The organism is Variovorax sp. M-6 (assembly GCF_052114385.1).
In the GTDB taxonomy this organism is placed as follows: Bacteria; Pseudomonadota; Gammaproteobacteria; order Burkholderiales; family Burkholderiaceae_C; genus Variovorax.
The window spans coordinates 164,203-187,724 of the sequence record NZ_JBFREQ010000023.1; the positions used below are offsets into that span (position 1 = coordinate 164,203).

General features: G+C 67.5%; 21 protein-coding genes. 6 read left to right on the top strand and 15 right to left on the bottom strand.

The genetic code is table 11. From position 1 onward, the window contains the following. Positions 1-53 precede the first annotated feature (53 nt). The 7 genes from AB4Z46_RS23850 to AB4Z46_RS23880 form a co-directional block, all read right to left on the bottom strand. Positions 54-866, bottom strand: a complete 813-nt coding sequence (locus AB4Z46_RS23850) for a VOC family protein (RefSeq protein WP_442286021.1) — start codon at positions 864-866, stop codon at positions 54-56. Positions 867-880: 14 nt separating this feature from the next. After that, positions 881-1,726 (bottom strand): ABC transporter ATP-binding protein, encoded by an 846-nt coding sequence (locus tag AB4Z46_RS23855; RefSeq protein WP_442286055.1) that lies wholly within the window; start codon positions 1,724-1,726, stop codon positions 881-883. A gap of 2 nt (positions 1,727-1,728) precedes the next feature. Further along, positions 1,729-2,577 carry an ABC transporter ATP-binding protein gene (locus AB4Z46_RS23860; RefSeq protein ID WP_442286022.1) on the bottom strand — a complete coding sequence of 283 codons (849 nt, stop codon included), beginning with the start codon at positions 2,575-2,577 and terminating at the stop codon, positions 1,729-1,731. Further along, positions 2,561-3,139, bottom strand: a complete 579-nt coding sequence (locus tag AB4Z46_RS23865; RefSeq protein WP_442286023.1) for an OsmC family protein — start codon at positions 3,137-3,139, stop codon at positions 2,561-2,563. The genes AB4Z46_RS23860 and AB4Z46_RS23865 overlap by 17 nt, the downstream gene beginning before the upstream one ends. A gap of 22 nt (positions 3,140-3,161) precedes the next feature. Then, the gene (locus tag AB4Z46_RS23870; protein WP_442286024.1) at positions 3,162-4,997 is read right to left on the bottom strand and encodes an ABC transporter permease; all 1,836 of its coding nucleotides are present in this window, start codon (positions 4,995-4,997) and stop codon (positions 3,162-3,164) included. A 21-nt stretch (positions 4,998-5,018) separates the two neighbouring features. Next, positions 5,019-6,182: an ABC transporter substrate-binding protein gene (locus tag AB4Z46_RS23875; RefSeq protein WP_442286025.1), complete on the bottom strand. Its 1,164-nt coding sequence runs from the start codon at positions 6,180-6,182 to the stop codon at positions 5,019-5,021. A gap of 120 nt (positions 6,183-6,302) precedes the next feature. After that, the gene (locus AB4Z46_RS23880; protein ID WP_442286026.1) at positions 6,303-6,998 is read right to left on the bottom strand and encodes an aspartate/glutamate racemase family protein; all 696 of its coding nucleotides are present in this window, start codon (positions 6,996-6,998) and stop codon (positions 6,303-6,305) included. 282 nt (positions 6,999-7,280) lie between these two features. Here AB4Z46_RS23880 and AB4Z46_RS23885 point away from each other — a divergent pair, with 282 nt between their 5' ends. Then, a complete protein-coding gene (locus AB4Z46_RS23885; RefSeq protein ID WP_442286027.1) occupies positions 7,281-7,775 on the top strand; it encodes an SRPBCC family protein in 495 nt (164 codons plus the stop codon). Positions 7,776-7,827: 52 nt separating this feature from the next. Beyond that, positions 7,828-8,151, top strand: a complete 324-nt coding sequence (locus AB4Z46_RS23890; RefSeq protein ID WP_442286028.1) for a c-type cytochrome — start codon at positions 7,828-7,830, stop codon at positions 8,149-8,151. Positions 8,152-8,318: 167 nt separating this feature from the next. On the opposite strand, the gene AB4Z46_RS23895 is transcribed toward AB4Z46_RS23890, so the two are convergent. The 6 genes from AB4Z46_RS23895 to AB4Z46_RS23920 all read right to left on the bottom strand — a co-directional run bounded on the left by AB4Z46_RS23895 (position 8,319) and on the right by AB4Z46_RS23920 (position 16,341). Further along, on the bottom strand, positions 8,319-10,784 hold the full coding sequence (locus AB4Z46_RS23895) for a DUF6351 family protein (protein ID WP_442286029.1): 2,466 nt from the start codon (positions 10,782-10,784) through the stop codon (positions 8,319-8,321). Between the two features lie 316 nt (positions 10,785-11,100). Then, positions 11,101-11,928, bottom strand: a complete 828-nt coding sequence (locus tag AB4Z46_RS23900) for a MetQ/NlpA family ABC transporter substrate-binding protein (RefSeq protein ID WP_442286030.1) — start codon at positions 11,926-11,928, stop codon at positions 11,101-11,103. 163 nt (positions 11,929-12,091) lie between these two features. Beyond that, positions 12,092-12,754: a methionine ABC transporter permease gene (locus AB4Z46_RS23905; protein ID WP_442286031.1), complete on the bottom strand. Its 663-nt coding sequence runs from the start codon at positions 12,752-12,754 to the stop codon at positions 12,092-12,094. After that, the gene (locus AB4Z46_RS23910) at positions 12,747-13,622 is read right to left on the bottom strand and encodes a methionine ABC transporter ATP-binding protein (RefSeq protein ID WP_442286032.1); all 876 of its coding nucleotides are present in this window, start codon (positions 13,620-13,622) and stop codon (positions 12,747-12,749) included. Before AB4Z46_RS23910 ends, AB4Z46_RS23905 begins: the two co-directional genes overlap by 8 nt. A 186-nt stretch (positions 13,623-13,808) precedes the next feature. Beyond that, complete coding sequence (locus AB4Z46_RS23915) at positions 13,809-14,789, bottom strand: Bug family tripartite tricarboxylate transporter substrate binding protein (RefSeq protein ID WP_442286033.1); 981 nt, start codon at positions 14,787-14,789, stop codon at positions 13,809-13,811. A 181-nt stretch (positions 14,790-14,970) separates the two neighbouring features. After that, positions 14,971-16,341, bottom strand: a complete 1,371-nt coding sequence (locus AB4Z46_RS23920; protein WP_442286034.1) for a replication initiation protein — start codon at positions 16,339-16,341, stop codon at positions 14,971-14,973. A gap of 625 nt (positions 16,342-16,966) precedes the next feature. Between AB4Z46_RS23920 and AB4Z46_RS23925 the strand changes: the two genes are divergently transcribed. Next, positions 16,967-18,163 carry a ParA family protein gene (locus AB4Z46_RS23925; protein ID WP_442286035.1) on the top strand — a complete coding sequence of 399 codons (1,197 nt, stop codon included), beginning with the start codon at positions 16,967-16,969 and terminating at the stop codon, positions 18,161-18,163. Position 18,164: 1 nt separating this feature from the next. Continuing rightward, complete coding sequence (locus AB4Z46_RS23930) at positions 18,165-19,220, top strand: ParB/RepB/Spo0J family partition protein (protein ID WP_442286036.1); 1,056 nt, start codon at positions 18,165-18,167, stop codon at positions 19,218-19,220. 113 nt (positions 19,221-19,333) lie between these two features. Here the strand turns inward: AB4Z46_RS23930 and AB4Z46_RS23935 are convergent, their stop codons facing one another. Then, positions 19,334-19,900 (bottom strand): hypothetical protein, encoded by a 567-nt coding sequence (locus AB4Z46_RS23935; protein ID WP_442286037.1) that lies wholly within the window; start codon positions 19,898-19,900, stop codon positions 19,334-19,336. Between the two features lie 834 nt (positions 19,901-20,734). Between AB4Z46_RS23935 and adhP the strand changes: the two genes are divergently transcribed. Next, positions 20,735-21,757 carry an alcohol dehydrogenase AdhP gene (gene adhP / locus AB4Z46_RS23940; protein ID WP_442286038.1) on the top strand — a complete coding sequence of 341 codons (1,023 nt, stop codon included), beginning with the start codon at positions 20,735-20,737 and terminating at the stop codon, positions 21,755-21,757. Between the two features lie 249 nt (positions 21,758-22,006). On the opposite strand, the gene AB4Z46_RS23945 is transcribed toward adhP, so the two are convergent. Beyond that, positions 22,007-22,468 (bottom strand): cupin domain-containing protein, encoded by a 462-nt coding sequence (locus tag AB4Z46_RS23945; RefSeq protein WP_442286039.1) that lies wholly within the window; start codon positions 22,466-22,468, stop codon positions 22,007-22,009. A 118-nt stretch (positions 22,469-22,586) separates the two neighbouring features. On the opposite strand from AB4Z46_RS23945, the gene AB4Z46_RS23950 reads away from it, so the two are divergent. Continuing rightward, positions 22,587-23,498, top strand: a complete 912-nt coding sequence (locus AB4Z46_RS23950) for a LysR family transcriptional regulator (protein ID WP_442286040.1) — start codon at positions 22,587-22,589, stop codon at positions 23,496-23,498. Positions 23,499-23,522 lie beyond the last annotated feature (24 nt).

A 23,522-nucleotide genomic window follows, 5' to 3' on the forward strand; every position in this document is an offset into this window, starting at 1 on the left:
CCTGACGCTCGACATGAGCGGCAGCGCCGTTGGCTGCCCGCTCGATGGAAGTGTCAGGCCACAGTTTCAGGCGCGGAAGAACGCGCATTGTAGGAGGCCGGTCGCGGCCCTGCCGCATCCCACGCGATGCGCGCCCCATGCGTGCGCCTGGCATCCAGCGCGAGCGGTGCCGTGCCGTCGGCCGTGCGCAGGACCACGGCCCGCGGGCCCTGCTCGCCCGCTCCATCGACGCTCAGTCGCAGCACGCTGTCGCCCAGCGCGATCAAGGCGTGGGGGCCGCCTTCGCCCGGCGGCTGCTCGGCACGGCCGACCGGTGTCGCCTCGCCGAACAGCGCCTGGTAGCGCGCCCGGCTGGCCTCCAGGTCGTGCACCGCGATCGCCAGGCTGGCAACGCCGAGCGCACCGTTGGGATGCACCCGCGCATCGCCCTCGGGCACGCGCAGCGCACGCGGCGTGAGGTCCCCGCACAGGAAGGGCAGGTCCGGCGACGGCGGCCGGGCGGTCTGCCAGCGCAGCCGCTCGCCGTCGGGGCGCAGGCGGCCGCCATCGAGCGGCCCCTGCAGCGCCAGGCCGCGCCGCGCGGCCTCGGCGACCGTGCCCCCGGTGCTCGCGGGCAGCAGAGCGAAGTCGACCAGGCCTTCGCCTCGGCGCTGCAGCAGTTGCCACCAGCGCTCCCCGGGCGCCGGCGCCTTCCAGGCGATCAGCTCGAAGTAGCTGCCATCGGCGAACACCACCAGCGCGTTGTGCGTCGTCCGGCCCGGATGGTCGCCGCCGCGCAGCACGTTGAAGCCGAGCGCCTGGTAGTCGGCGATGGCGGGGTCGAGTTCGTCGACGGCGATGACGATGTGGTCGAGTCTCAGGGTCATGGGGGGTCCTCGGTTCAAGAAGCGGTGAGGGCGGCATCGGCGCCGCCGAGATAGGCATCGCGGATGCGCGCATCGGCCAGCAGCTGGCTCGCCGGGCCCTGCAGCACGATGCGGCCGGTCTGCAGCACGTAGCCGTAGTGCGCGATCTGCAGCGCCAGGCTGGCGTTCTGCTCGACCATGAAGACCGACACGCCCTGCCGGTTGATCTGCGCGATGAGTTCCAGCACGCGGTCCACATAGAGCGGCGACAGGCCCATGGTCGGCTCGTCCATGCAGATCAGCCTCGGCCGACCCATCAGCGCGCGCGCCATCGCCACCATCTGCTGCTCGCCGCCCGACAGCGTGCCGGCCTGGAACTCGATGCGCTCGGCGACCCGCGGAAAGAGATCGAGCATGCGCGCCAGGTCCTCGGCCACGGCCTTGCGGTCGTTGCGCGCATAGGCGCCCATCAGCAGGTTCTCGCGCACCGTCATCGCGGGGAACAGGCGCCGCGCCTCGGGCACCGAACCGATGCCGCGCCGGATCACCTGCGGCGTGGCCAGGCCGACGATCGACCGGCCGTCGAAGCGGACCTCGCCCGAACGCGGCCTCAGCAGGCCAAGCACCACCTTCATCGTGGTCGACTTGCCGCTCGCATTGCCGCCGAGCAGGCTCACGATCTGGCCGGGCCGCACCTCGAGGTCGAGGTCGAAGTGCGCCTGCACCGGGCCGTAGAAGCTGTTGACCTTGCGCAGCGCCAGCAGCGGGTGCGCGGCGCCACCGGCGGCCGGCAAGGCGGCGGAGGCACGTGCGCCCTCCCCCCGGTCGCTGCCCCAGTGAGAGGACGGCGCCAACCCCGTGCGGGCCATGGTGGCTTGCAGCGTCATGCGGCCACCTCCACCGGGACCGCGTTGCCGACTTGCCGATGGCCCAGATAGGCCTCGATCACACGCGGGTCGTTTCGCACCTCGTCCGGCAGGCCCTCGGCGATCTTGTGCCCGTCGTCGAGCACCACCACGCGGTCCGACAGCTGCATCACGAGATCGAGCTTGTGCTCGATCAGCAGGATGGTCTGGCCGCGCGCCTTGAGCTTGCGAATGATCTCCAGCATTTCCGCGGTCTCGCTCTCGTTCATGCCCGCCGTCGGCTCGTCGAGCAGCAGCAGGCGCGGCCGCAAGGCCAGGGCTCGGGCGATCTCCACCCGGCGCCGGTTCGCATACGACAGGCTGTAGGCCGGATGGTCGATGCGAGGCACCAGCCGCGCGCCGAACAGCGCGATGATCTCCAGCGCATCGCTGCGCAGCTGCTGCGCCTCGCGCGCAACCGAGGGCGGCTGCAGCAGCGCCAGCGCCAGTTCGGCCAGCGCCGCGACGCCGGGCACGCGGCCCAACGTGGGACGCACGGCACGCAGCCGCGTGTGGGCGCCGACCAGCACGTTGTCGAGCACCGTGAGGTTGGCGAACACCCGGCCATGCTGGAAGGTGCGCGCGAGCCCGCGCTGCGCGAGCCGCTGCGCCGGCCAGCCGGTGATGTCGTCGCCCTCGAACAGCACGCGGCCGCCATCGGGCTGGTCGAGCCCTGTCACCAGGTTGAACAGCGTGGTCTTGCCCGCGCCGTTGGGCCCGATCACGCTGACCAGCTCGCCCTCGCCGACCCGCAGGTCGACTGCATCGACGGCCGTCAGGCCGCCGAAGCGCCGCGTCAGGCCCGCGATCTCAAGCAGCGAGGGCATCCGCTTCCTTGCGGGCGGCGTTGGCAGCCGTCGCCTTCGAGTTCACCAGCTTCACCTCGGCGCGGATGGTCTGCGGATGGCGCAGCAGGTTGAGGATCGGGCAGCTGCGCTCGACCGCCTCGAACAGCGCGTCGATGTCCTCGCGCGAGGCCGGCGAATCGATGTGCACCGTGTAGCCGATCTCGTGCGGCCAGATCGGCGTCTGTTCGTGGCCCGGCTTGCCGCCGCGCGGGTCGATGAGGCCGGTGACCTCCACTTCCAGGCTTTCGAGCGGCACCTGCCGTTCGGCCGCGTGGATCAGGAAGATGTGCGTCACGCAGGTGCCGAGCACGCCGAGTTGCAGCTCCGGCGAGCTCGGCCCGAGGTTGTAGCCCGCGAAGTCGGGCGGGCTGTCGCTGATGACCTGGTGCTCGCGGATGCGCAGGCGGCGCACGCCGCTGCGGCCTTCGGCGCGCACATTCGCCTTCAGCTGCGCCGGCTGCGCGGTGCCGGCCTCGATGGCCGCGTTGCGGGCCAGCACGGCGGCGCGTTTCTCGGCAAGGTAGTCGTTCAGGTGGCTCATGGAAGGGTCCTTGTGGAAGTGTTCAAACCGTGCCCAGCAGGCCTTGCGGGCGGAAGCGGATCAGCAACAGCAGTGCGATGCCGTAGATCAACATGCGGTACTCCGCCGTGACGCGGAACAGCTCGGGCAGGCTCACCAGCGCCACCGCGCCGAGCAGCGCGCCGCTGATGTTGCCGAGGCCGCCCAGGATCACCATCGTCAGCGCGAGGATCGAGATCTGCGAGCCGAAGGTCTCGTGGTTGATGTACGAGTAGAGGTGCGCGGTGAAGGCCCCGCTGACGCCGGCCGCGAAGCCGCCGAAGCCGAAGGCCATGGCCTTGTAGCGGTCCGGGCTCACGCCGTAGGCGCGCGCCGCGACTTCGTCCTCGCGCACCGCGCGGAAGGTGCGGCCCAGGTGCGAGCGCAGCAGCCGCCACTGCAGCAACGCGAGCAGCACCATCGCGCCGAACGCGGCCCAATAGAAGGCGTTGTTCGACGACGCGTCCTGGCCGAACAGAGACAGCGGCGGAATGCCGGAGACGCCGATCGGCCCGTGCGTCAGGCTCTCCCAGTTGAGGATCGTCAGCGCCACGATCTCGCCGATGCCCAGCGTCGCGATCGACACGTAGTGGCCGCGCAGCCTGAACGCCGGGAAGATCAGTGCCGTGCCGATCAGCGAGGTCAGCAGGCCCGCCAGGACGATCGAGGTGCCGATCGGCAGCTGCAGGTCGAGCACCAGCAGCGAGGAGGCATAGGCGCCGATCGCGAGCAGCCCGGCATGGCCCAGCGAGACCTGGCCGATGGTGCCGGCCACCAGCGTGAGGCTCAGGGCCAGCGCCGCATACAGCCACGAGTTGGTCAGCACCTGCAGCACATAGGGCGAGGGATCGAACAGCGGCAACACCACGGCCAGCACGAACAGCCCGGCCAGCAACCACGGCGGCACGCGCCAGGGCTTGCTCGGCGCGATGAAGGTCCCGGTCAACGGTTCGGGCGGCAGCGCGCGCTTGCGCCCGAACAGGCCATTGGGCTTCCAGACCAGGATCACCAGCAGCAGCACGAAGGCGAACAGGTTGCGGTAGGGCGTGCCGAACAGCGCGACCCCATAGCTCTCGGTCAGGCCCAGCAGCATGCTGCCGGCGATCGCGCCCGGCACGTTGCCGACGCCGCCGACAACTGTCGCGACCACGCCCTTCAGCGTGGCCTGGAAGCTCATCGCCGGGCTGATGTTGTTGTAGTACATGCCGACCAGCAGGCCCGACAGGCCGCCGAGCGCGGAAGCGATCGCGAACACGCTCTGGTTCACGCGGTGGACGTCGACGCCCATCTGCTGCGCCGCATCGCGATCCTGCGCAGTGGCGCGCACGGCCCAGCCGAGCCTGGTGAAGCGCAGGAAGCCGAACAGCAGCGCCGCGCTCGCCAGCCCGATGCCGGCGATCAGCAGGTCCAGCGCGCCGATGGTGCCGCTGCCGATGGACAAGCGCCAGTCGGGCAGCTGGGTCGGCAGTGCACGCGGGTCGGGGCTCGCGATCAGCTGCACCAGGATGTCGAGCACGAAGCTGATGCCGATGGTGGCCAGCAGCGGCGCGATGCGCGCAGCGCCCTGCAGCGGCCGCAGGCCGACGCGCTCGATCAGCATGCCCAGCGCGCCCGAGCCCAGCACCACCAGCAGGATCGTGATCGGCAGCGGCGTGTGCAGGAAGGTGATCGCGGCCCAGCCGATGTAGGCGCCGACCGTGTAGACCGAGCCGTGCGCGAAGTTGATCAGGTGCGACACCCCGAAGATCAGCGCCAGCCCCACGGCCAGCAGCGCGTAGATGTTGCCGATGATCAGGCCGTTGACCGTGTAGTCGAAGAACGAGGTGAACGAGAAACTCATGCCAGCCTTGCGAGACAACGGTCAACGGGCCGAGGCCACGGCGGCCCTGGCGTCGCCGAGCGCCCACTTGCCGTCCCTCACCACCAGGTCGATGCTCTTCACGCCGATGACGCGCCGAGTCTGCGGATCGAAGTTGGCCTTGCCGAAGACCACGCTGGGCACGTCCCTGATCTTGTAGAACGCGTCGCGCACGGCCTTGCGGTCGGCGTTGGCGCCGGCTTCGTTGAGTGCCGCGGCGGCCAGTTGCACGGCGTCGTAGGCATAGGCGTTGAAGGCGTCGGGCTCCTTGCCATATTTGGCGCGGAAGCGCTTGACGAAGTCCTGCACCTCGGCGCGCGGCTCTTCGGGGAAGAAGGCGGTGTTGGTGTAGATGCCGTTGACCGCAGCGCCGCCCAGCTCGATAAATTTGGGCGAGTAGACCGAGCCGCTGGCCGCAATCGGCTGCTTGAGCCCGACATTGCGCACCTGGCCGGCAATCAGCGCGCCGTCCGGGTAGTAAGAGATCAGCACCAGGCCGTCGGGGTTGGCGTCGCGTACGCGCACCAGGGTCGAGCGAAAGTCCTTCTCGTCGGGCTGGTAGCCCTCGGCGACGACCACCTGCGCACCGCGCGCCTCGGCCGCCTTCACGAACACATCGCGGCTGGTGCGGCCCCAGTCGGTGTTGAGGAACAGCACCGCGACGCGCTTGAAGCCCAGCGTCTTGACGGCCAGCTCGGCCAGCAGCGGCTGCGCATCGGCCTGGCTGACCGACGGACTCCAGATGTAGTCGCCGCCCTTGGTGAAGTCCGGATGCGAGTTGGTGAAGCCGAGCTGCACCAGGCCGGCGCGCTGGTAGATCGGCGAGGCCGCCATCGAGGCCGGGCTCGAGAAGTCGCCCAGCTCGATCTGGATGCGCTTGTCGTTGACGAACTTCTGGGCCAGGCCGACCGCCTGGCGCGGGTCGCTCTGGCTGTCCTCGAAGACGTAGGCCAGCGGCCGGCCATGGATGCCGCCCCTGGCGTTGATGTCGTCGAGCGCGAGGTCGAAGCCGGCCTTCCACTGCGCGCCGTATTGCGCGTTCTGCCCGGTCAGCGGGCCGCTGACGCCGAACCAGACCGGCTCGCCGGCGGCCGGCGCGGCCGCCGCAAGAAGGGGCGCCAGCAGCAGCGCGGCGCAGAGGCGAATGAAAGCAAGGCGGTGCAGCATGTGCGTGTGCTCCAGGACATCGGGAAGCACACGATTCTTGGGGTCCGGGGCCTGGCTGGAAACGAAGAAAAAGGCGCAGCCTTCATCGCATTCCGAATATCGCCGGCGGCCTCCGCGCGCCTAAGCTGCCAGCGCGAAATCGACCGCGGCAGCGGCATGCAGCGCGGTGCTGTCCAGCAGCGGCAGGGCACTGTCCCCGGCCTTGACCAGCAGCGAGATCTCGGTGCAGCCGAGCACGATGGCCTCGGCGCCGCGGGCCTGCAGCGAGGCGATCACGCGGCGGTAGGTGTCGCGCGAGGCATCGTCGACGATGCCGACGCACAGCTCGTCGTAGATGATCCGGTGCACGGCGGCGCGCTCGTCGGCCTCGGGCACCAGCACCTCCAGCCCATGCCGCTGCGCCAGCCGGTCCTTCATGAAGCCCTGCTCCATGGTGAAGGCGGTGCCGAGCAGGCCCACGCGGCGCAGGCTGTGGCGGGCAGCGGCGGCACCGACCGGATCGGCAATGTGGATGAAGGGCAGCGGCGTCGCGGCCTGGATGCGACCGGCCAGCTTGTGCATGGTGTTGGTGCACAGCACGATGCACTCCGCGCCACCGGCGTGGAGCCGGCGCGCGGCGTCTTCGAGGATGGCGCCGGCATCGTCCCAGCGGCCCTCGTGCTGGGCCCGTTCGATCGGGCCGAAGTCGACGCTGTGCATCAGCAGCTGCGCCGAGCGCAGCGGCCCGAGGCGATCGCGCACCTGCTGGTTGATGAGGCGGTAGTACTCGCTGCTGGATTCCCAGCTCATGCCGCCGATGAGGCCGATGGTGCGCATGCGGATTGTGGAAGAGTGGTGGGCGGAATAGGGATCATGCCTTGCGCGCCGGCGTGCTTGTGGACGGAGGCTGCGCCGCTTGCCTGATGGGCCTGACGGGCCGTCCGTGCAGCCTGGTGCGGCCAATCCAGCCGGGCGGCCACGTACGTGGACTAGGTGGCCGCCGGGATACGCCGCCCGACCCGTTGCTCACAGAATGGCCGTATCGGGCCACGCGCGTAGCCCTGCTCTGCCTCGGATCGTCGGCCCCGCAGCCGACCTGACCGATCCCTTTGCCGATAGATGGAGGCTCGCATGCATTTTGAATGTCGCCCCGTCGATGCGTCGTTCTTCGATACGGCGCCCATGCAATTCAGGAACGTCGTCGATCTCGATGCACCCGCATCCAAGGTGTTCGCCATCTTCGAGGACGGCGAGTCCTGGCCCCATTGGTTCCATGCCATCCACAAGGTGGTCTGGACCAGTGAGAAACCGTATGGCGTCGGAAGCACGCGCACCGCGTCGCTGGCCGCTGCCAACATCGACGAACATTTCTTCATCTGGGAACCGGACCGCCGCATGGCGTTCTACGCGACCGGCACCTCCATGCCGCTCGCCCACGCATTGGCGGAGGACTACCAGCTCGAAGAGATCGAACCGGGCAAGACCCGCTTCACCTACCGCGTTGCGATGGAGCCGCATCTCGCGATCAGTCTGGGCGGGCCGCTGTCGAAGTTGTATTTCGAATTGATGTTCGAGAGCGCCTGCAAGAACCTGAAAGCCTACGTCAGGCAATGAATGGGAGATTGCCGTCAGAGTATGTGATCCGGCCAACTTTCACAGGTGCACCATGTCTCCTACGATCTCTCTGCCTTCATTCCTTGCTCTGACCGTACTGCTGGCGAACGCAGCGCATGGGGAGCCAGCTGACCAAGCCCTTGCGCAAAAGTACGCCTGCATGTCCTGTCATGCCCAGGCGCAGAAGCTGGTCGGACCTTCCTTCGATGCCATCAAGGCCAAGTACGCCGGAAATCCCAAAGCCGTCGACGCGCTGGTCGCGGTCGTGCAGAAGGGCGGTTCTGGCGTGTGGGGGCCGGTCCCCATGCCGGGGAATCCTCAGATCCCGGAATCGGAGGCTCGCACGCTCGTGATGTGGATTCTCGGGAACAAGTGAAGGGGGCACGGCGCTCGCCCAGCGCGCTCGTCAGTCCCGCAACGTCGCAGCCCACTTCGGACGGAAGCCCAAACGCGTCCGGTCCGAAGAGATCTGCAACCGGACCGCCCGAGTCGAAGCGCGGACGGCGGCAGGCGCGTCCCCGGCGCCCGGCGATTCCGCATCGCTCACCCGGCAGCGGGCCGCGCCTGGTCCGCTCGCGTGTAGTCGCACACCCCCTCGGGGAAAATGCGCTTGAGCTGCTCGACTTGCTGCGCACTGGGCGCCGAATTGCCATAGGTGCCATCAGCCAGGGCCTGGTCCAGCGGCTTGAGCGCGCAGCGGTAGATGCCGCCCTCGATGGGCGCACCGGCCACGGTGCGCGCCGTGCCGTAGAGCGGGAAGGCCTGCGTGCACGCGCCCACGGGCTGGCTGTCCAGGATGCCGCCCCACACGCCGGCCCCCGCGCTCATGCGCTGGCCCTGCAGGTCGAAGCAGGCATCCACCGCCTCGGCCGGCTTGTTCCCCGCGATGCCGCTCGCGGGGTTCCTGCGCATGTTCGCGAGCCACTGGTCCATCACGTCGAGTGCTTGCATCGACTGGCTGGCCTTGGGCGTACCGGGCACGGTGTTGGTGAACCACACGACCAGGTTGTCGCTGTGGCCCATCTTCTGCAGCACGCGCTGGCGCACGGCGAAGGACTGGTGGCTGTTGTGCATGTCCAGCTCGCGCTCCATGTACTGGCGGTGATCGATGGCCGGGACGTCCAGCCGCCCCGTGAATACATGGCCCGATGTGTAGGCCGCCCGCATCGCGATCGGGTCGCCCGCCGTGCGCGGCGCCGGCGCATCGGCCGCGGCCAGCCGCATGTTGCGCCGGCTCCAGGGGTCGAAATAGCCGGGCTGGGTCAGCGCCTTGCTGATCTCGGCCTGCGTCGTGCCGAAGAAGGGGAAGCCTTCCTGCACCATGTCGCTCGGATGCTTCCAGCCGCCCACGTTCCAGTTCAGGTGCACGAACTCGTCCATCGTGATGTGGCCCGCCCGCAAGGACTTGAGGCCGTACTGCACGCCCACGTTGTCCCAGGTCGGCCGGGCCGCGCCGTTGGCGTCCACGCCGTAGACGTTGCGCAGGTCGTCGTAGTGGGTCCAGCGGATGGCCGCGATGTCGCTCTGCGGCTCGTACATCTGCTGGTTGGGGGCCTGACCGTACCAGGGGTTCATCGCCAGCGGCGTGAGGCCGCGCCAGGCCGGCACGCATTCGGTCGAGCCCTTGGCGGTGCTGTAGCCCAGCGCGATCTTCAGCGGCGCGAGCGCATCGTTCACGCGCGTGTTCGGCCCGCCGTCGGGGTTCTCCTCGGCATTCATGCCCACCAGCCAGCTGCGGTTCTTGGTCACGCGCCACTTGCCGTTGGTGCGGTCGGTCGCGTCCATGTAGTGCTCCAGCAGTTCGCAGTCACCCACGTGGATGGTCTGCGTGACCATGTCGGGGTAGCTCTGCACAGGCAGCAGGCCGTCGAGCACGCCGGGGTTGTTCTGCGCGATCATGTACTGCTGGATCGCGCCGCCCGAGCCGCCCAGGCCGACGGTGTAGACCGGCACGCCGTAGCGCTCGATGAAGCGCTCCTTGGTCATCATCGCGGTCTCGCCGGCCAGGTTCATGTTGTAGTGCGTGCCGGTGTTGTTGCCGCTGGAGTGCACGATGGCCCAGCCGCGGCCGAGCACGTCGAGGTTCATCGAGCCGCCATGCACCGTGCCCTGGCTGTGGCCGATGGCCACGCCGCCCTGGAACCAGTACAGCAGCTTGCCGTTCCACAGCGAGGTGTCGGTCTGCGTGCGGTTGTCGGCCGCCGGCATGGGCGCGAGCATCGCGATGCTGTAGAGGAAGCGGTTGATGCTGCCGATCTCGCGCCGCACGACGAAGTCCACCGTGCGCCCGTCCGCCAGGGTCGCCTTGGCCATGTCGGACGGCCGCGAGCCGTCGGCCGGCAGCGGCATGAGCCCGCCCGCCGTGCTGCGGTACTGGTAGCTCACGAAGGTAGCGATCGAGCAGTCGCGGCTGTAGCCCAGCAGGGTGCTCTGGGCATCGCGCACCGGGTAGCCCGGCGGCGAGGCGCTGTCCACCAGCGGCTGCCTGCCCACCGCTCCCTGGATCGTGGTGCAGACGAAGGGCGTCTGCTGCGGCCCGGTGAACATCGGGCCCGTGATCGGGTAGTTGGTCAGCGTGAGTCGGTCGCGCGGCTGGCCATTGCCGCTCCGATGGCGGACCTCCAGCGTGTTGGCCCCCACCTTCAGGCCGCTGATCACGCCTTCGAGGCCGGCCGCGGTTTCGGCGAGCGTCACGTCGACGCGCGTGCCGTTGAGCCACAACTCCAGCTTGTCGCGCAGGCCCGGCGCGGCGCGCACCTCGATGCGCGCATCGCCGCCCGAAACGTACTCGGGCGCGCTCGACAGCACGCGCAGACGCACGCTGTTGCCGTTCTCCTTGTCGTTCTGCACCTTCGCCTGCTGCGCGGTGTCGCTCTCGGCGCTGACTTTCGCACTGCCCGTGCCGGCACTGACGCCCGCTCCGGACCCTCCGCCACCGCTGCCCCCGCCACAGGAAGCCAGCAGTACTGCACACACGGCCCATGCGGCCGCCAGACCTTTGGATGTCATCGTGTCTCCTCGGGGGCCCGCGGGCCCTTGTTGTCGTTGTCGGAGCCGGGCGCGCGGCCCTGAGCTGCGGATCGCCCGCGTACAGACGCGGCGGCGCGAAGACTAGACCTTTTTGCTTTGCATGACCATAGGCCAAACGAGATGGCTTCGAGGCCGTCCCTGCCCGTCGGCAGGCGGCCGGGGGAGCTTCCGTGCGGACGCCTGGATGTCCAGGGCCCCGGGGCTGCGCTCGAGGAGGGACTCGGCGCGAATCGGATCTGGAATGCGCTTCACCGGGCGAAGGGCGCGCGCGCCGCTTCGCCGGTTTCAACGCCGCTTACTGCAGGAAGGTCGGCTTCGCGTAGCCCGGGAACTTGCTGTCGACCACGGTGCGGAAGTCCTTCGAGTGGTAGGCCTCGACGATGTCCTTGGCCCACGGCGTGTCCTTGTCGGCGCGCTTGACCGCGACCACATTGAGGTAGTGGTCCGGCGTCTTCTCGAGCACCACGGCCTCGGTGAGCTTGAGGCCCGAGGACATCGCGAAGTTGCCGTTGATGATCGCGTACTCGGTGTCACCCAGCGAGCGCGGCAGCTGCGCCGCCTCGAGCGGGATGAACTTCAGCTTGCGCGGGTTCTCGGCGATGTCCTTCTCGGAGGCGCGCAGCGGATCGATGCCGGGCTTCAGCGTGATCAGCTTGTTCTGCTCCAGCAGCACCAGCGCGCGCGCCAGGTTGCTCGGGTCGTTGGGCAGCGTGAAGCGGTCGCCGTCCTTGACCTCGGCCAGCGTCTTGCGCTTGGTCGCGTAGACGCCCAGCGGCGCGATCGGGCCCTGCACCAGCTCGACGATGTCGAGCTTCTGGTCGGCCGCGAACTTCTGCAGGTAGACCCGGTGCTGGAAGAAATTGGCATCGAGCGAGCCTTGCGCGAGCGCCTGGTTCGGCTGCACGTAGTCGTTGAACTCGACCAGCTTGACCTTGTAGCCCTTCTTTTCGAGGATCGGCACGATGCCGGCCTTGAGCTGGTCGATGTTGGAGCCGGCAGTGCCGCCGATCACCAGTTCCTTCTTGGCGGCGGCCTGGGCATGGGCTTCCAGCGAGAGGCCGCCGAGCGACAGGGCGAGCACGGAGAGTGCGAGGACGGAACGGCGGACGAGAGATGTTTTCATGGGAGCAGTCAACAACAGTGAAGAAACGATTCGATGCGCACCGAGCTTCAGCGCGCAATGGAAGGAACCGACGCAGCCCAAGGCCAGGGATACCGCGGAACCGGCTTTGCCGGGCCGCTGGTATCGCCCCCTGAGGGGGAGGCGCCGCAGGCGCTTCGGGGGGTCACCTTTTGTCCAGGCGGCGGGCGGCGGTGTTGCCGACGAACTGGATGATCTGCACCAGCACCACCAGCAGCGCCACGGTGAGCACCATCACGTCGGTCTGGAAGCGGTAGTAGCCGTAGCGGATCGCAAGGTCGCCGATGCCGCCGCCGCCGACCACGCCGGCGATCGCCGAGTACGACAGGAAGCTCACGGCCAGCACGGTGAAGGCCAGCACCAGGCCCGAGCGGGCCTCGACGACCAGCACGCGCCAGATGATCTGCAGCTCCGAGGCGCCCATCGCGTGCGCAGCCTCGATCACGCCGCGCGGCACTTCGCGCAGGCACTGGTCGACCAGCCGCGCAAGGTACGGAATGGCGGCCACCGACAGCGGCACTGCGGCCGCCAGCGGCCCGATCGAGGTGCCCGCGATCACGCGCGTGAACGGCACCAGCGCCACCAGCAGGATGATGAAGGGAAAGGAGCGCACGGTGTTCACGATCCAGTTGAGGATCAGGAAGGTCGGCTTGTGTTCCAGCGACTGGCCGGGGCCGAGCAGGAACAGCAGCACGCCGAGCGGCCCGCCGATCACGAGCGCGGCCGTGAGGCCGATGCCCAGCATCATGAAGGTCTGGGCGATGGCGAGTCCGAGCTCGGGGAGGATGGCGACGATGTTCTCAGGCATGGGCCAGCTCCTGGGTGCCTGCATGGCGTTGGATGGAAGAAGCGGCCTGGGCCTCGAGCGCTTCGCGCGCATCGCGCTCGCGGCGCCGGACCAGCGCGTCGATCTCGCGGCCCAGCGCGGTCGCGCGCTCGGTGGCCGGCGCGTCGACCTCGAACTGCTCGACCAGGCGCCCCTGCTCGAGGATCGCGACCTGGCGGCACAGCACCTCGACCACCGACAGCTCGTGGGTGACGATGACGATCGTCACGCCGAGCTTCAGGTTGATGTCGCGCAGGGTCTCGAGCAGCGAGCGCGTGGTCTCGCTGTCGAGCGCCGAGGTGGGCTCGTCGCACAGCAGCACCTGGGGCCGCGGCGCCAATGCGCGCGCGATGGCCACGCGCTGCTTCTGGCCGCCCGAGAGCTGCGCCGGGTAGCTGTCGATCTTCTCGGCCAGCCCGACCAGGTCGAGGCACTCGCGCACGCGGGCCTGGATCTGCTCGCGCGAATGGCGGCCGTGGATCTTGAGCGGGAAGGCGACGTTGTCGAACACGGTCGCGTTCTGGATCAGGTTGAACTGCTGGAAGATCATGCCGATGTTCTGCCGCGTGTCGCGCAGTTCTCGGCGCGACAGCGTGGTCAGGTCGCGACCGCCCACGAAGACCTTGCCGGCATCGGGACGCTCGAGCAGGTTGATGAGGCGCAGCAACGTCGACTTGCCGGCACCGCTCTTGCCGATCAGGCCGAACACATCGCCTTCATGGATGTCGAGCGAGAGCGAACGCACGGCGTCGAAGACCTCGCCACCGGGAAGAACGAAGGATTTCTGCACCGACTCGAGTCGGATCAGAGGCGGCCGGGGCTGGGGCTCGGCCAGGGAAGTGGATGTCATGGACGGGGATCGGCCGGGCATGCCCTGCCGAAGCAGGCGGATGCAGCGGCACCGCAAAGTCCGCAAGTATCGCGGCTCGCAGCGCCGAGGGGAACGACGCAATAGAAGGCTGCTTATATGCCCTGGGCATAAGCGCATGAGCGCGCCCTCCCCCGCGAGCAACGGCGCCACGCCCCCTTGCGCCGCTCAGTCGGCCCGGATACCGACCGTCTTGACGATCTGGGCGTAGCGCGCGTACTCGGCGCCTACTTCGCGTGCGAAGGGCTGCGCCGAGAGCCCGGTGACCTGCACACCCTGGGCGGCCAGGTCGGCACGCGCAGCCGGATCGCGCACGATGCGAACGGCGTCCTGCGCGATTGCGTCCACCACGGACTGCGGCGTGCGGGCCGGCGCGAACAGGCCGAACCAGGTGCCGGCGCGGAATCCGGGGTAGCTGGCAGCCACCGTCGGCACATCGGGCAGCAAGGCTTGCGGCTCTTCGCCGCCGACCGCCAGCGCGACCAGGCGGCCGTTGCGGATGTGCGGCAGCGCCGGACCGATCGCAATGAACATCAGGTCGACCTGGCCGGCGATGACATCCTGCATGCCCACCGGTCCGCCGCGGTAGGGAATGTGCGTCACGTGGATGCGCGCGCGCTGCTTGAGCATTTCCATGCCCAGTTGCTGCGGGCTGCCGTTGCCGGCCGAGGCGTAGTTGTACTTGCCGGGATGCGCCGCGGCAGCCCGCGTGAAATCGCCCAGCGTCTTGAAGCCGGTCTTCGGATTCGCCACCAGCACGAAGTCGATCTTGCCGAGCGAGGCCACCGGCACCAGGTCGCGCAGCGCGTCGTAAGGCAGACCGGGCTGCAGGTTGGGAAGGATCGTGATCGGCCCGTCGGCGCCGACCAGCAGCGCGTGGCCATCGGGCGCGGCCTTCGAGAGCTCGTCGGCGGCGACGATGCCGCCGGCGCCGGCCCGGTTGTCGATCACGACCGACTGGTTCCAGCGTTCGGACAGGCGTGTGCCCATGTAGCGCGCCAGCACATCCGGCGTGCTTCCGGGCGTGTTGGCCACGGTGATGTGAACGGTCCGCGCCGGCCAGGCCTGTGTCTGGGCCTGGGCCGGCCAAAGGGGCGCGGCGGCCAGCGCCAGGGTCAGGACCAGCCTGAGGAATGCGGAGGCTCGCATCGGGAGTCCGGGGATGAAGGGAAAACGAGCCGCGTCGAGCGGGCGTCGCGGAATGGGAGCGCGATTGTGCAGATCCGGCATCGAAACGCGAACGACCGTTTCGGCAGATGCTTATCCGAGATCGTGCATATGGAAGAAGTGGCAAGCGGTGGAAGCCCCGCTTCCCTGCCCGTCGCGGCCTCTATTGCAAGGTGTCGAACAGCTGGCGATCGACCTTCCAGTCGGGGCCGTAGGTGGCGTCCGCATAGGCGTACACCACGGCCGATCCCAGCAGCCCGTGCAGCACGTCGCCCTGTGCCGCGCGCCGGCTGATGACCGCGTTCAGCGCGCCCTTGCGGGCCAGGTCCTGGAGCGCCTGATCGACCCAGCGCTTGAGGTGCGCGGGCTCGAGCGCCGCCACTTCCTTCTTCATCGCCTCGATCTGCTCGCGCAGCCAGTTCGCGCCTTCGACGTTCGGCGCCGGCCTGGCGGGCTCGGGCGCGGATTCCGGCGCCGCGGGCACGGGCGTGTCGGCGCGGGTTCGGGTGTCGGAGCCCTCGGTCACCGGCTCGTTGCGCAGCAGCGAGCGGAGGTAGGAAAAGGCGTTCTCGATGGTGCGCAGCGACTTGTTGGCGGCCCTGCGCTCGAGCACTTCGATCTGGGCCCGCACGCGCTCGTCGCCGAACTCCTTCAGCAGCCCTTCCAGCTTGATCTCCCGGATGCCCAGCGTTTCGGCGCGCAGCACCAGCGTGGCGTCCACCGGCTCGCCCGAGAGCGGCCTCGGCGCCGGCGCCTGGCGCTTCTTGCGGACGGCGAACTGGACCTCGGTGATCACCCTGCCCTGCTTGTGCTCGATCAGGTCGATCTCGAGATCGGTTTCGGCGTTGATCTCGGCCACCGCGTCCTTCACCCGCTCGTTCTTGAACTTGCGCCATTCGCGCCGCTCGGGCCCGGGCCCGTTGCTCAAGGCATCGACCCACCAGGTCACGGGCTTGCGGCTGGTGACGCCGCTGGGGTTCTCGCGGTAGCGCGCACAGATCTCGTAAAGCGCCACCGCGGTGTAGGAGCCCAGCTTGGCGAGCACGTCGAGGTCGATCCGGGCCCAGCGCTGCGGGTCCCGGAGCGCGGCCATGATCGTCGGCGGATAGGACCAGCTGACCCAGTTCTCGCCGCGCCGGAGTTCCAGCGCGACTTCGGACAGCATCGAGAAGCCCCGCCACTTGACGCCGTCGCCCGGCGCGGTCGACTCCCAGTCGACCTCCAGGCTGCGCATCTCGATCAGGTATTTCTTGGCCGCCGTACGCTCGCTGCCGCTGGAGCCCGTGGTGCGAAGAATGGCCGCCAGCGGGGCCTCGAACATGAAGTCGGCCGCGGGCATCCCGGGCAAGGCGACCAGGCGGGTCTGCGCCACCTGCAGCAGCGCGCTGTAGATGCGCCGCCCGGTCAGGGTCACGCGGGCCGAGCGCGGCATCATCACGATCATCTCGTGCGGCTTCCTGAGCTCCAGCACGTCGTCGACGGCGTGGCTCATGATCGGCTTGTCGCCCGGATTTCCCGCGATCTGTTGACTCATTGCGGTGTCGATCTTATGTCCAACCGGGTTTGGACACAAGCCAGGGCGGACGGCGGTCGACGAGGCCGATCAAATTCTGGACATTTGGCAGGCAAGGGCGCGCCAAACGGCCGATTAAAAGCTGGACGTTTGCGAAGAACGGTCTCGAATCGGGGTCGCGACGAGGCGATTAAAAGCCGGACATTGGGCCTGCGCCCCCCTCCCAAGAGGCTCCAAGGAGACCCGGGAGCCCGCTTAAAACCCGGACACTTGCGTCGAACGGCCACCGAACGGGCCGAATCCGGCTGTGGATAAGGCTGAGCGGCACGCCGATGAGGAGCCGGACGGATTCCGACCAAAGGCTGGACGCATCCGATCAGAAGCTGGACGCAAGCGATTAAAGTCTGGACACAAGGACCTCCAGATCTGTCCTAAGTCCTTGATTTAATTGAAGAAATTTGAGTTGTCCCGACGCTTAATCTCTTGAAGTTATTCAAGTTTCTTTCTTAATCTCGGGAGAGAGCCAGGAAAAGGGACAGAAAGCGGGTACAGCGTCCAAGTCTTCACTTGATATCGCGACCATTCTTCGTTTTTTCCACGGTGCCCTGCATAATCGCACGACACTCAAACTTTCAAGGCAGATTCCGTGGACATCAAGCAAACCATTCGACGCCAGAACCTGGAAGACATCGAGCAACAGGCGCACAAGATCGCCGGAATGATGGACCGCATCCGCTCGGCCATGCTGGCGCCCACCGCCGTGAAGTCTGCACCCAGCCTGAAGGCCGTGCAACTGGCGGACCTGTGCGGCGTCGACAAGTCGAAGATCTCGTACCGGCTCACACGCGGCGACTTGCCTGCAGGGGAAATCCACGGCAATAGCCGCGAGTGGACCATGGCAGAGGCGCAAAGCTGGGCGCGTGAGTTGCGCTCCGAGCACTTGCGGCCCGAAGGCGCGGCTGGCATCACGATCACCGTGGCCAACTTCAAGGGCGGCGTGGCCAAGACAACGTCCGCCGTGACGCTGGCGCAGGGCCTGTCGATGCGCGGCCACCGCGTGCTGCTGGTCGACCTCGATCCCCAGGGTTCCGCCACGACGCTGTTCGGCGTGTTGCCGGATGCCGAGGTCGAGACCGAGCACACGGCAATGTCGCTGTTCACCGGCGACCAGGAAAACCTGAAGTACGCAGTCCGTTCCACCTACTGGCCCAACATCGACCTGGTGTGCGCCGCGCCCCTGCTCTACGGCGCTGAATTCCACCTGCCGGCTCGCCAGGCCCGCGATCCGGGCTTCGAATTCTGGCGGGTGCTGGACCGCGGGCTGGACCTGCCGCGCGAGGAGTACGACGTCATCGTGATCGACACCCCGCCCTCGCTGAGCTACGTGACCATCAATGCACTGATGGCGGCGGACGGCGTGATCATGCCTCTGCCGCCGTCGGCCCTGGACTTCGCGAGTTCGGCCCAGTTCTGGGACCTGTTCTCGGACTTGTGCAACCAGTTGGTTCGCAGCCGCGGCAAGGACAAGAGTTTCGAGTTCATCGACGTCCTGTTGTCGCGCGTCGAGGCGTCGGACACCGCCAGCTCGGTCGTGCGCCAGTGGGTGCTCGAAGGCTATGGCGACAAGGTCCTGCCGATCGAGATCCCGAAGACCGCGGTCGCGGCGACGGCGAGCGCGGAGTTCGGCACGGTCTACGATCTGCCGCGGGGATCGGTGAACTCCAAGACCTTCTCACGGGCCAGGGTGGCCTACGACCGGATGTGCGAACTGATCGAGCAGCAGATCGAGGCGGTCTGGGCGCGTCAGGTGGCGGAGCGACAAGTTCTGGAAACGGCGGTTTGACATGGGATTGAAAGACAAAGCTTCCAAGATCGACTTCGCGTCGATCATGCCGACTTCGCAGCCCAATCCGGAGCTTGTGAAGCCCAAGACGGCGCCGGGCGCGATGATGGCTTTTGCCAACGACCAGCGCTCGGATCTGTTGCGGGAGAACGACCAGCTTCGGGCGCGGGCGGCGCAGGTGGATGAACTGGAAGGGCGCCTGAGCGAAGTCAGCGAGGAGCTGCGCAGCTGGGATGGCGCCCTGCCGGCACGCCTGATCGACACCGCCGACATCGCGCGCAGCGAGTTTGCCAACCGGCATGCGTCGGCGTTCGAGGGAAAGCTGTTCGAGGATTTCAAGCGCGAGATCCAGGAGGCAGGCCGGAACTCGCAGCCGATCAAGGTTCGTGCGATCGCGAATCCCGGCGACGGGCCGCGCTATGAACTGGTGTTCGGACACCGGCGCTACGAGGCTTGCCGCCAGATCGGCTTGCCGGTCTGGGCGGTGGTCGAGAACCTGGACGATCGCGCGCTGATCGAGGAGATGGACCGGGAGAACCGGGGCAGGGCGGATCCGTCGCCGTGGGAGCAGGGCATGACTTACCTGCGCGCGCTCGAGAAGGGCGTCTATCCCTCGAACCGGCAGATGGCGGCGGCGTTGGGCGTGGACATCAGCAACCTCGGCAAGGCGCTGGCGCTGGCACGGTTGCCTGCCGCGGTCATTGCCGCCTTTCCGACGCCGCAGTCGATTCAGCTGGCCTGGGCCACGGATCTCGGCAAGGCAATGACCGAAGACGAATCGGGGCTGCTCGCGAGGGCGCAGGCCTTGTCGGTCGACAAGGGCGTGCTGCCCGCGAAGAGTGTGTTTGCGCGGCTGGTTTCGCCGCCTTCGGTGGTGCCGGAAGCCGCTCCGCTGCCGGTACAGGCCAGCCATGCGCTGAAAGTGGCTGGCCAGAAGGTGGGGTCCTTGAGGTTCGACGCGATCGGGCGCCCCTCGGTGAGACTGTCGATCAAGCTGTCGGCGGATCAGCAGAACGCTCTGATCAAGACGATGCAGGGGTTTGTCGATTCGATCTGAGTGTCGGGTTGAACGTAAAAAGGGGGGGTAGTTTCAAACTACCCCCCTTTTTTTATGGGTCCGGCACCGAGCCCGGCCGGGGGTAGTTTGAAACTACCCCCGGCTCGCGGCCCTCAGGAGCGAGCCGCCTCGATGCGCTCCAGCGAGGCGAGAATCTCCGCCAGCGTCGACTTCATGATGCCCATGTCTCGATCGCGGCGCGCCTCCGCCAAGGGATCGAAGCCGGGACCCGCGGCCTGGGCGCCGCCGGCAAAGCCGTCCTTGGCGCGTGCCACCACATCGTCCAGTTTGGTGATGAGGTTGTTGCGCAAGGTCGAGAACTGGGCGAGCTCGCGACGCACCGTCGCCATCTCCCGGGTCAGCATCGCAAGCTGTTCCTGAACTTCCTGCAGCACGGGCTCCGGCGTTGCCGCGGCAGAGGCGGGTGGCTGCGCGGAGGGCAGCGGTGAGATGGGCCCGAGGGCGGAACGGAAGTGGTCGGCGGTGCGGGCCACGGCCAGTTCGAGGACTGCATGGGAATCGGACTCGGCCAGGAACGGCCACAGTTCGTACACGCGTCCGATCGCCGCAGCGGTGCGCAGCCTGAGGCCCGGACGACCGCCTCGCCGCGGCCGCTGCAGCGCTTCGTGGGTGAACGAGGAGGGCGCTTCGCTGGCGTCGATCTCTTCCTGGCTGGCCATGCAGCTCCTGAATGCACCCGCGGCGCTCCACTTCTTGAGCGAGGCATCGGCAGGTGCCCGCACGCCATGGATCAACGTGAGAATGCGGCCCAGTTCGGCCAAGGTGCATACGGTGGGCCACCCGCGGCTGGCAGTTGCTTCGCTGGAAAACGCTTCATCCCGAAGCAGTGGTGCATGGCTGTCGGAGTTCGCCAGCTGAATGTCGACGAAGACTGGAGGTGCTTGCATCGGTCTATTTGGTTACTCAATAACCTAATTATGTGCGACAAGTGGGTATGGATCGACAAAATGCACGGCAGCTGCATCATTTCGTGAAACATCCGGGTCGATTCGTTGAGAAAACAGCGCTAACCCATTGTCGACAAACAAAAAAACCAGATGCTTCAAAATGTCGTGAAACAACGGCCCTGCTTGGCTTGGTGGGCCCGATTAAAAGCTGGACACTGCCGCGCTGTCGTGCGACGCAATCGCTGCGCCAGTGCAACGCCATGTGTCCGCCATTGCCCGCATCGTGGGATTGCAGGTTTCCGACCCGTCGGGCCGGGGCCCGCTGGATCCTCGACAACGCGTTGCGGCCCGCTGTCCTCGACGGCCGGCCCGGCAGAGCAGCGAAGGCACGGCGGGGCAGAATGCAGCGGACAGCCGGATTCGGCCCGGTCCGCGGTCGCGAATCTCGACGGTACGCCAAATTGGCGACCAAGGTATCTCGCGGAGCCAGCCAAGACCGCTCCGCTGTTGCCGCTTGACGACCCTGCCCCACGGTCGGATCATGGTCCAGACGGGCGCTTGGATTGCGCACGTAGGCAATGTTGCCGGCGCTTCGAGGAGTGTTTCATGGCGCAGACGATGAAGGCGGCCGTCGTGCATCAGTTCGGCCAGCCCCTCGCGATCGAGGAAGTTGACGTTCCCGACGTTCCCGAAGGCGGCGTCCTGGTCAAGGTGGTGGCCTCGGGCGTGTGTCATACGGACCTGCACGCCGCCAGCGGCGACTGGCCGGTCAAACCCTCGCTCCCGTTCATTCCCGGCCACGAAGGCGTGGGTTTCGTCGCGGCGCTGGGCCGCGGCGTCAAGCACCTGAAGGAAGGCGACCGGGTCGGCGTGCCCTGGCTACATACCGCCTGCGGTCACTGCGAACACTGCATCACTGGCTGGGAGACCCTGTGCGGCGAACAGCAGATGACCGGCTACACCGTCAACGGGGGCTACGCCGAATACGTGCTGGCCGACCCTGGATATGTCGGCCTGTTGCCCGCCAACCTGGAATTCATCCCGACCGCGCCGTTGCTGTGCGCCGGTGTCACCGTCTACAAGGGGCTGAAGGTTCTGGACTGCAAGCCGGGGGACTGGGTTGCCATCTCCGGCATCGGCGGCCTGGGCCACATGGCCGTGCAGTACGCCAAGGCGATGGGCTTCCACGTCATCGCGGTCGACATCTCCGACGACAAGCTGGCGCTGGCCACGGCGCTCGGCGCAGACATGGTGGTCAACGCGGCCACGCAGGACGTGGTGCAGGAGGTGCAGAAGCACGTGCGCGGCGCCCACGGCGTGCTGGTCACGGCGGTCTCGCGCAGCGCCTTCGCGCAGGGCGTGGGCATGCTGCACAAACGCGGCACGATGTCGCTGGTGGGCTTGCCCCCGGGCGACTTTGGGCTGCCGATCTTCGATGTCGTGCTCAACGCCAAGACGGTGCGCGGCTCGATCGTTGGCACCCGCAAGGACTTGCAGGAGGCGCTGGCCTTTGCCGCCGAGGGAAAGGTCGCGGCGCACTTCAGCACCGACCGACTCGAGAACATCAACGCTGTTTTCGAGCAGATGAAGAAGGGCGCAATCGACGGCCGGGTGGTGATGGAACTGTAGTATCGAGTCTCAGTCGGACTCGCCGCAACCTCGATGCCGCTTGAGCCGCTTGAACTGCGTGCCTGGCGATTGGTTCGCCACTGCTCTGATCCGGGCTGATGGCGCAGAAGTCTCTCGCCGTGCTCGCTCGCCACGGCCAAAACCATTTTCGTTCTACCCCTGGGCGACGGCACCTGTGCGTCTTGGTGCCTTCGATGATCAGTTCCTCGCTGCGTCCGGCGGCGAGGAGCCTGGCGTCTCTGCGGCATGTCAGCCGGGGATCTGCTCGGCCGGCAGGTTTGCCGGTGCCGGCGGCCGCGCCGGAATCAGTCCATATTGCGCCATCACCTGAGCCAACCTGGCTCGATCAGGCGGCCCGCCCGCGTTGACGACGGCGCCGACATCGTGGAAATATTGCGGCCCGATGTCCGGTGTCATGATGACCAGTGCGCGCACCGCAACATCGGCCCTGTTGATGAAATGATGCGTCGAGCCTCGCGGCGTCGACATCCAGTCACCCGGCCCGAGGTCGCGCGATACCCCGTCGACGGAGTAGCGCAGCGTGCCTTCCAGGACATAGACGTACTCCTCGTTGTCGGTGTGGCTGTGCGGCGGGGGAACGATGGCCCCCGCAGGCACCGTCATCTCGAACACGCCCAACCCGCCCTTTTCCGCGCCATCGACGAGATAGCGGATCTCGAGTTGGCCCACCCTGATCAATTCGCCGCTCATGACTGTCTCCTTGGTTCGTTGCCGGACCGGGAATGGGGCCGGTGCGAAGAAATTTAGTCCGTTGCGGCAATCTGATAAATAGTGTCCAGTTCAACCCATTGTTGCCAGGGCATATCCAATGAAAAGCAGGCTGACCGGCATGAACGTGTTCGCGGAGGTGGTGGGCGCGAAGAGCTTTTCCGCCGCCGCTGACAAGCTCGGCATCTCAAAATCGCTGGCGAGCCGGGAGGTCAGCGCGCTGGAGTGCTCGCTGGGGGTGAAGCTGCTGAACCGCTCGACGCGCAAGCTCGGCCTGACCGAAGCCGGCAGCATCTTCTACGAGCACTGCGCGAACATCCTGCAGGAAGCGGAACTTGCCGAGCGACGCGTGACGCAGGCTCAGTCCGAGCCGGCCGGAGTCGTGAAGATGACCGCGATCCCGGCGTTCGCGGTGCGGCACGTGTTGCCCGCAATGGTCGAATTCCAGCAGCAGTATCCAAAGATCCAGGTCAGGCTCTCCTGCAGCAATCGCACCGTGGACCTGGGCGCCGAGGGCTTCGACCTCGGCATCCGTTCGTCGCCCCCGGCGCCGAATCTGGTCGCACGAAAGCTCGCGGTCAGCCGACTCGTCTTGCTCGCCTCGCCGGCGTATCTCGCGCAGCGCGGCACGCCGCGCCGGATCGAGGACGTGGAGAAGCACGACTGCGTGTTCTTTCCAATGCTCGCGCCCAAAGGGGTCTGGACGTTCCGGCGCAGCGGGCGGAAATACGCGCTGAAGGTTCCGGCTTCATTCGAGACCGATGATCTGGAGGCGGTCCGCGCGGCCACCCTTTGCGGCCTCGGTGTGGGCCTGCTGCCGCTCCACATGGTGGGCGCGGACGTGCGGCAAGGGACCCTCGTGCCGTTGCTGCGGCAGTTCCAACCGGTGCCCGAGGGCGCCATCTATCTGGTCTACCTGCCCAATCGCACGCAGCCGTCGCGGGTGCGGGTGCTGATTGACTTTCTCATCGCGCGCTTCGGGCCTGTGCCGCCGTGGGAGGAGGGTTGGTGAAGTCCGACGACGCAAGCAAGGCCG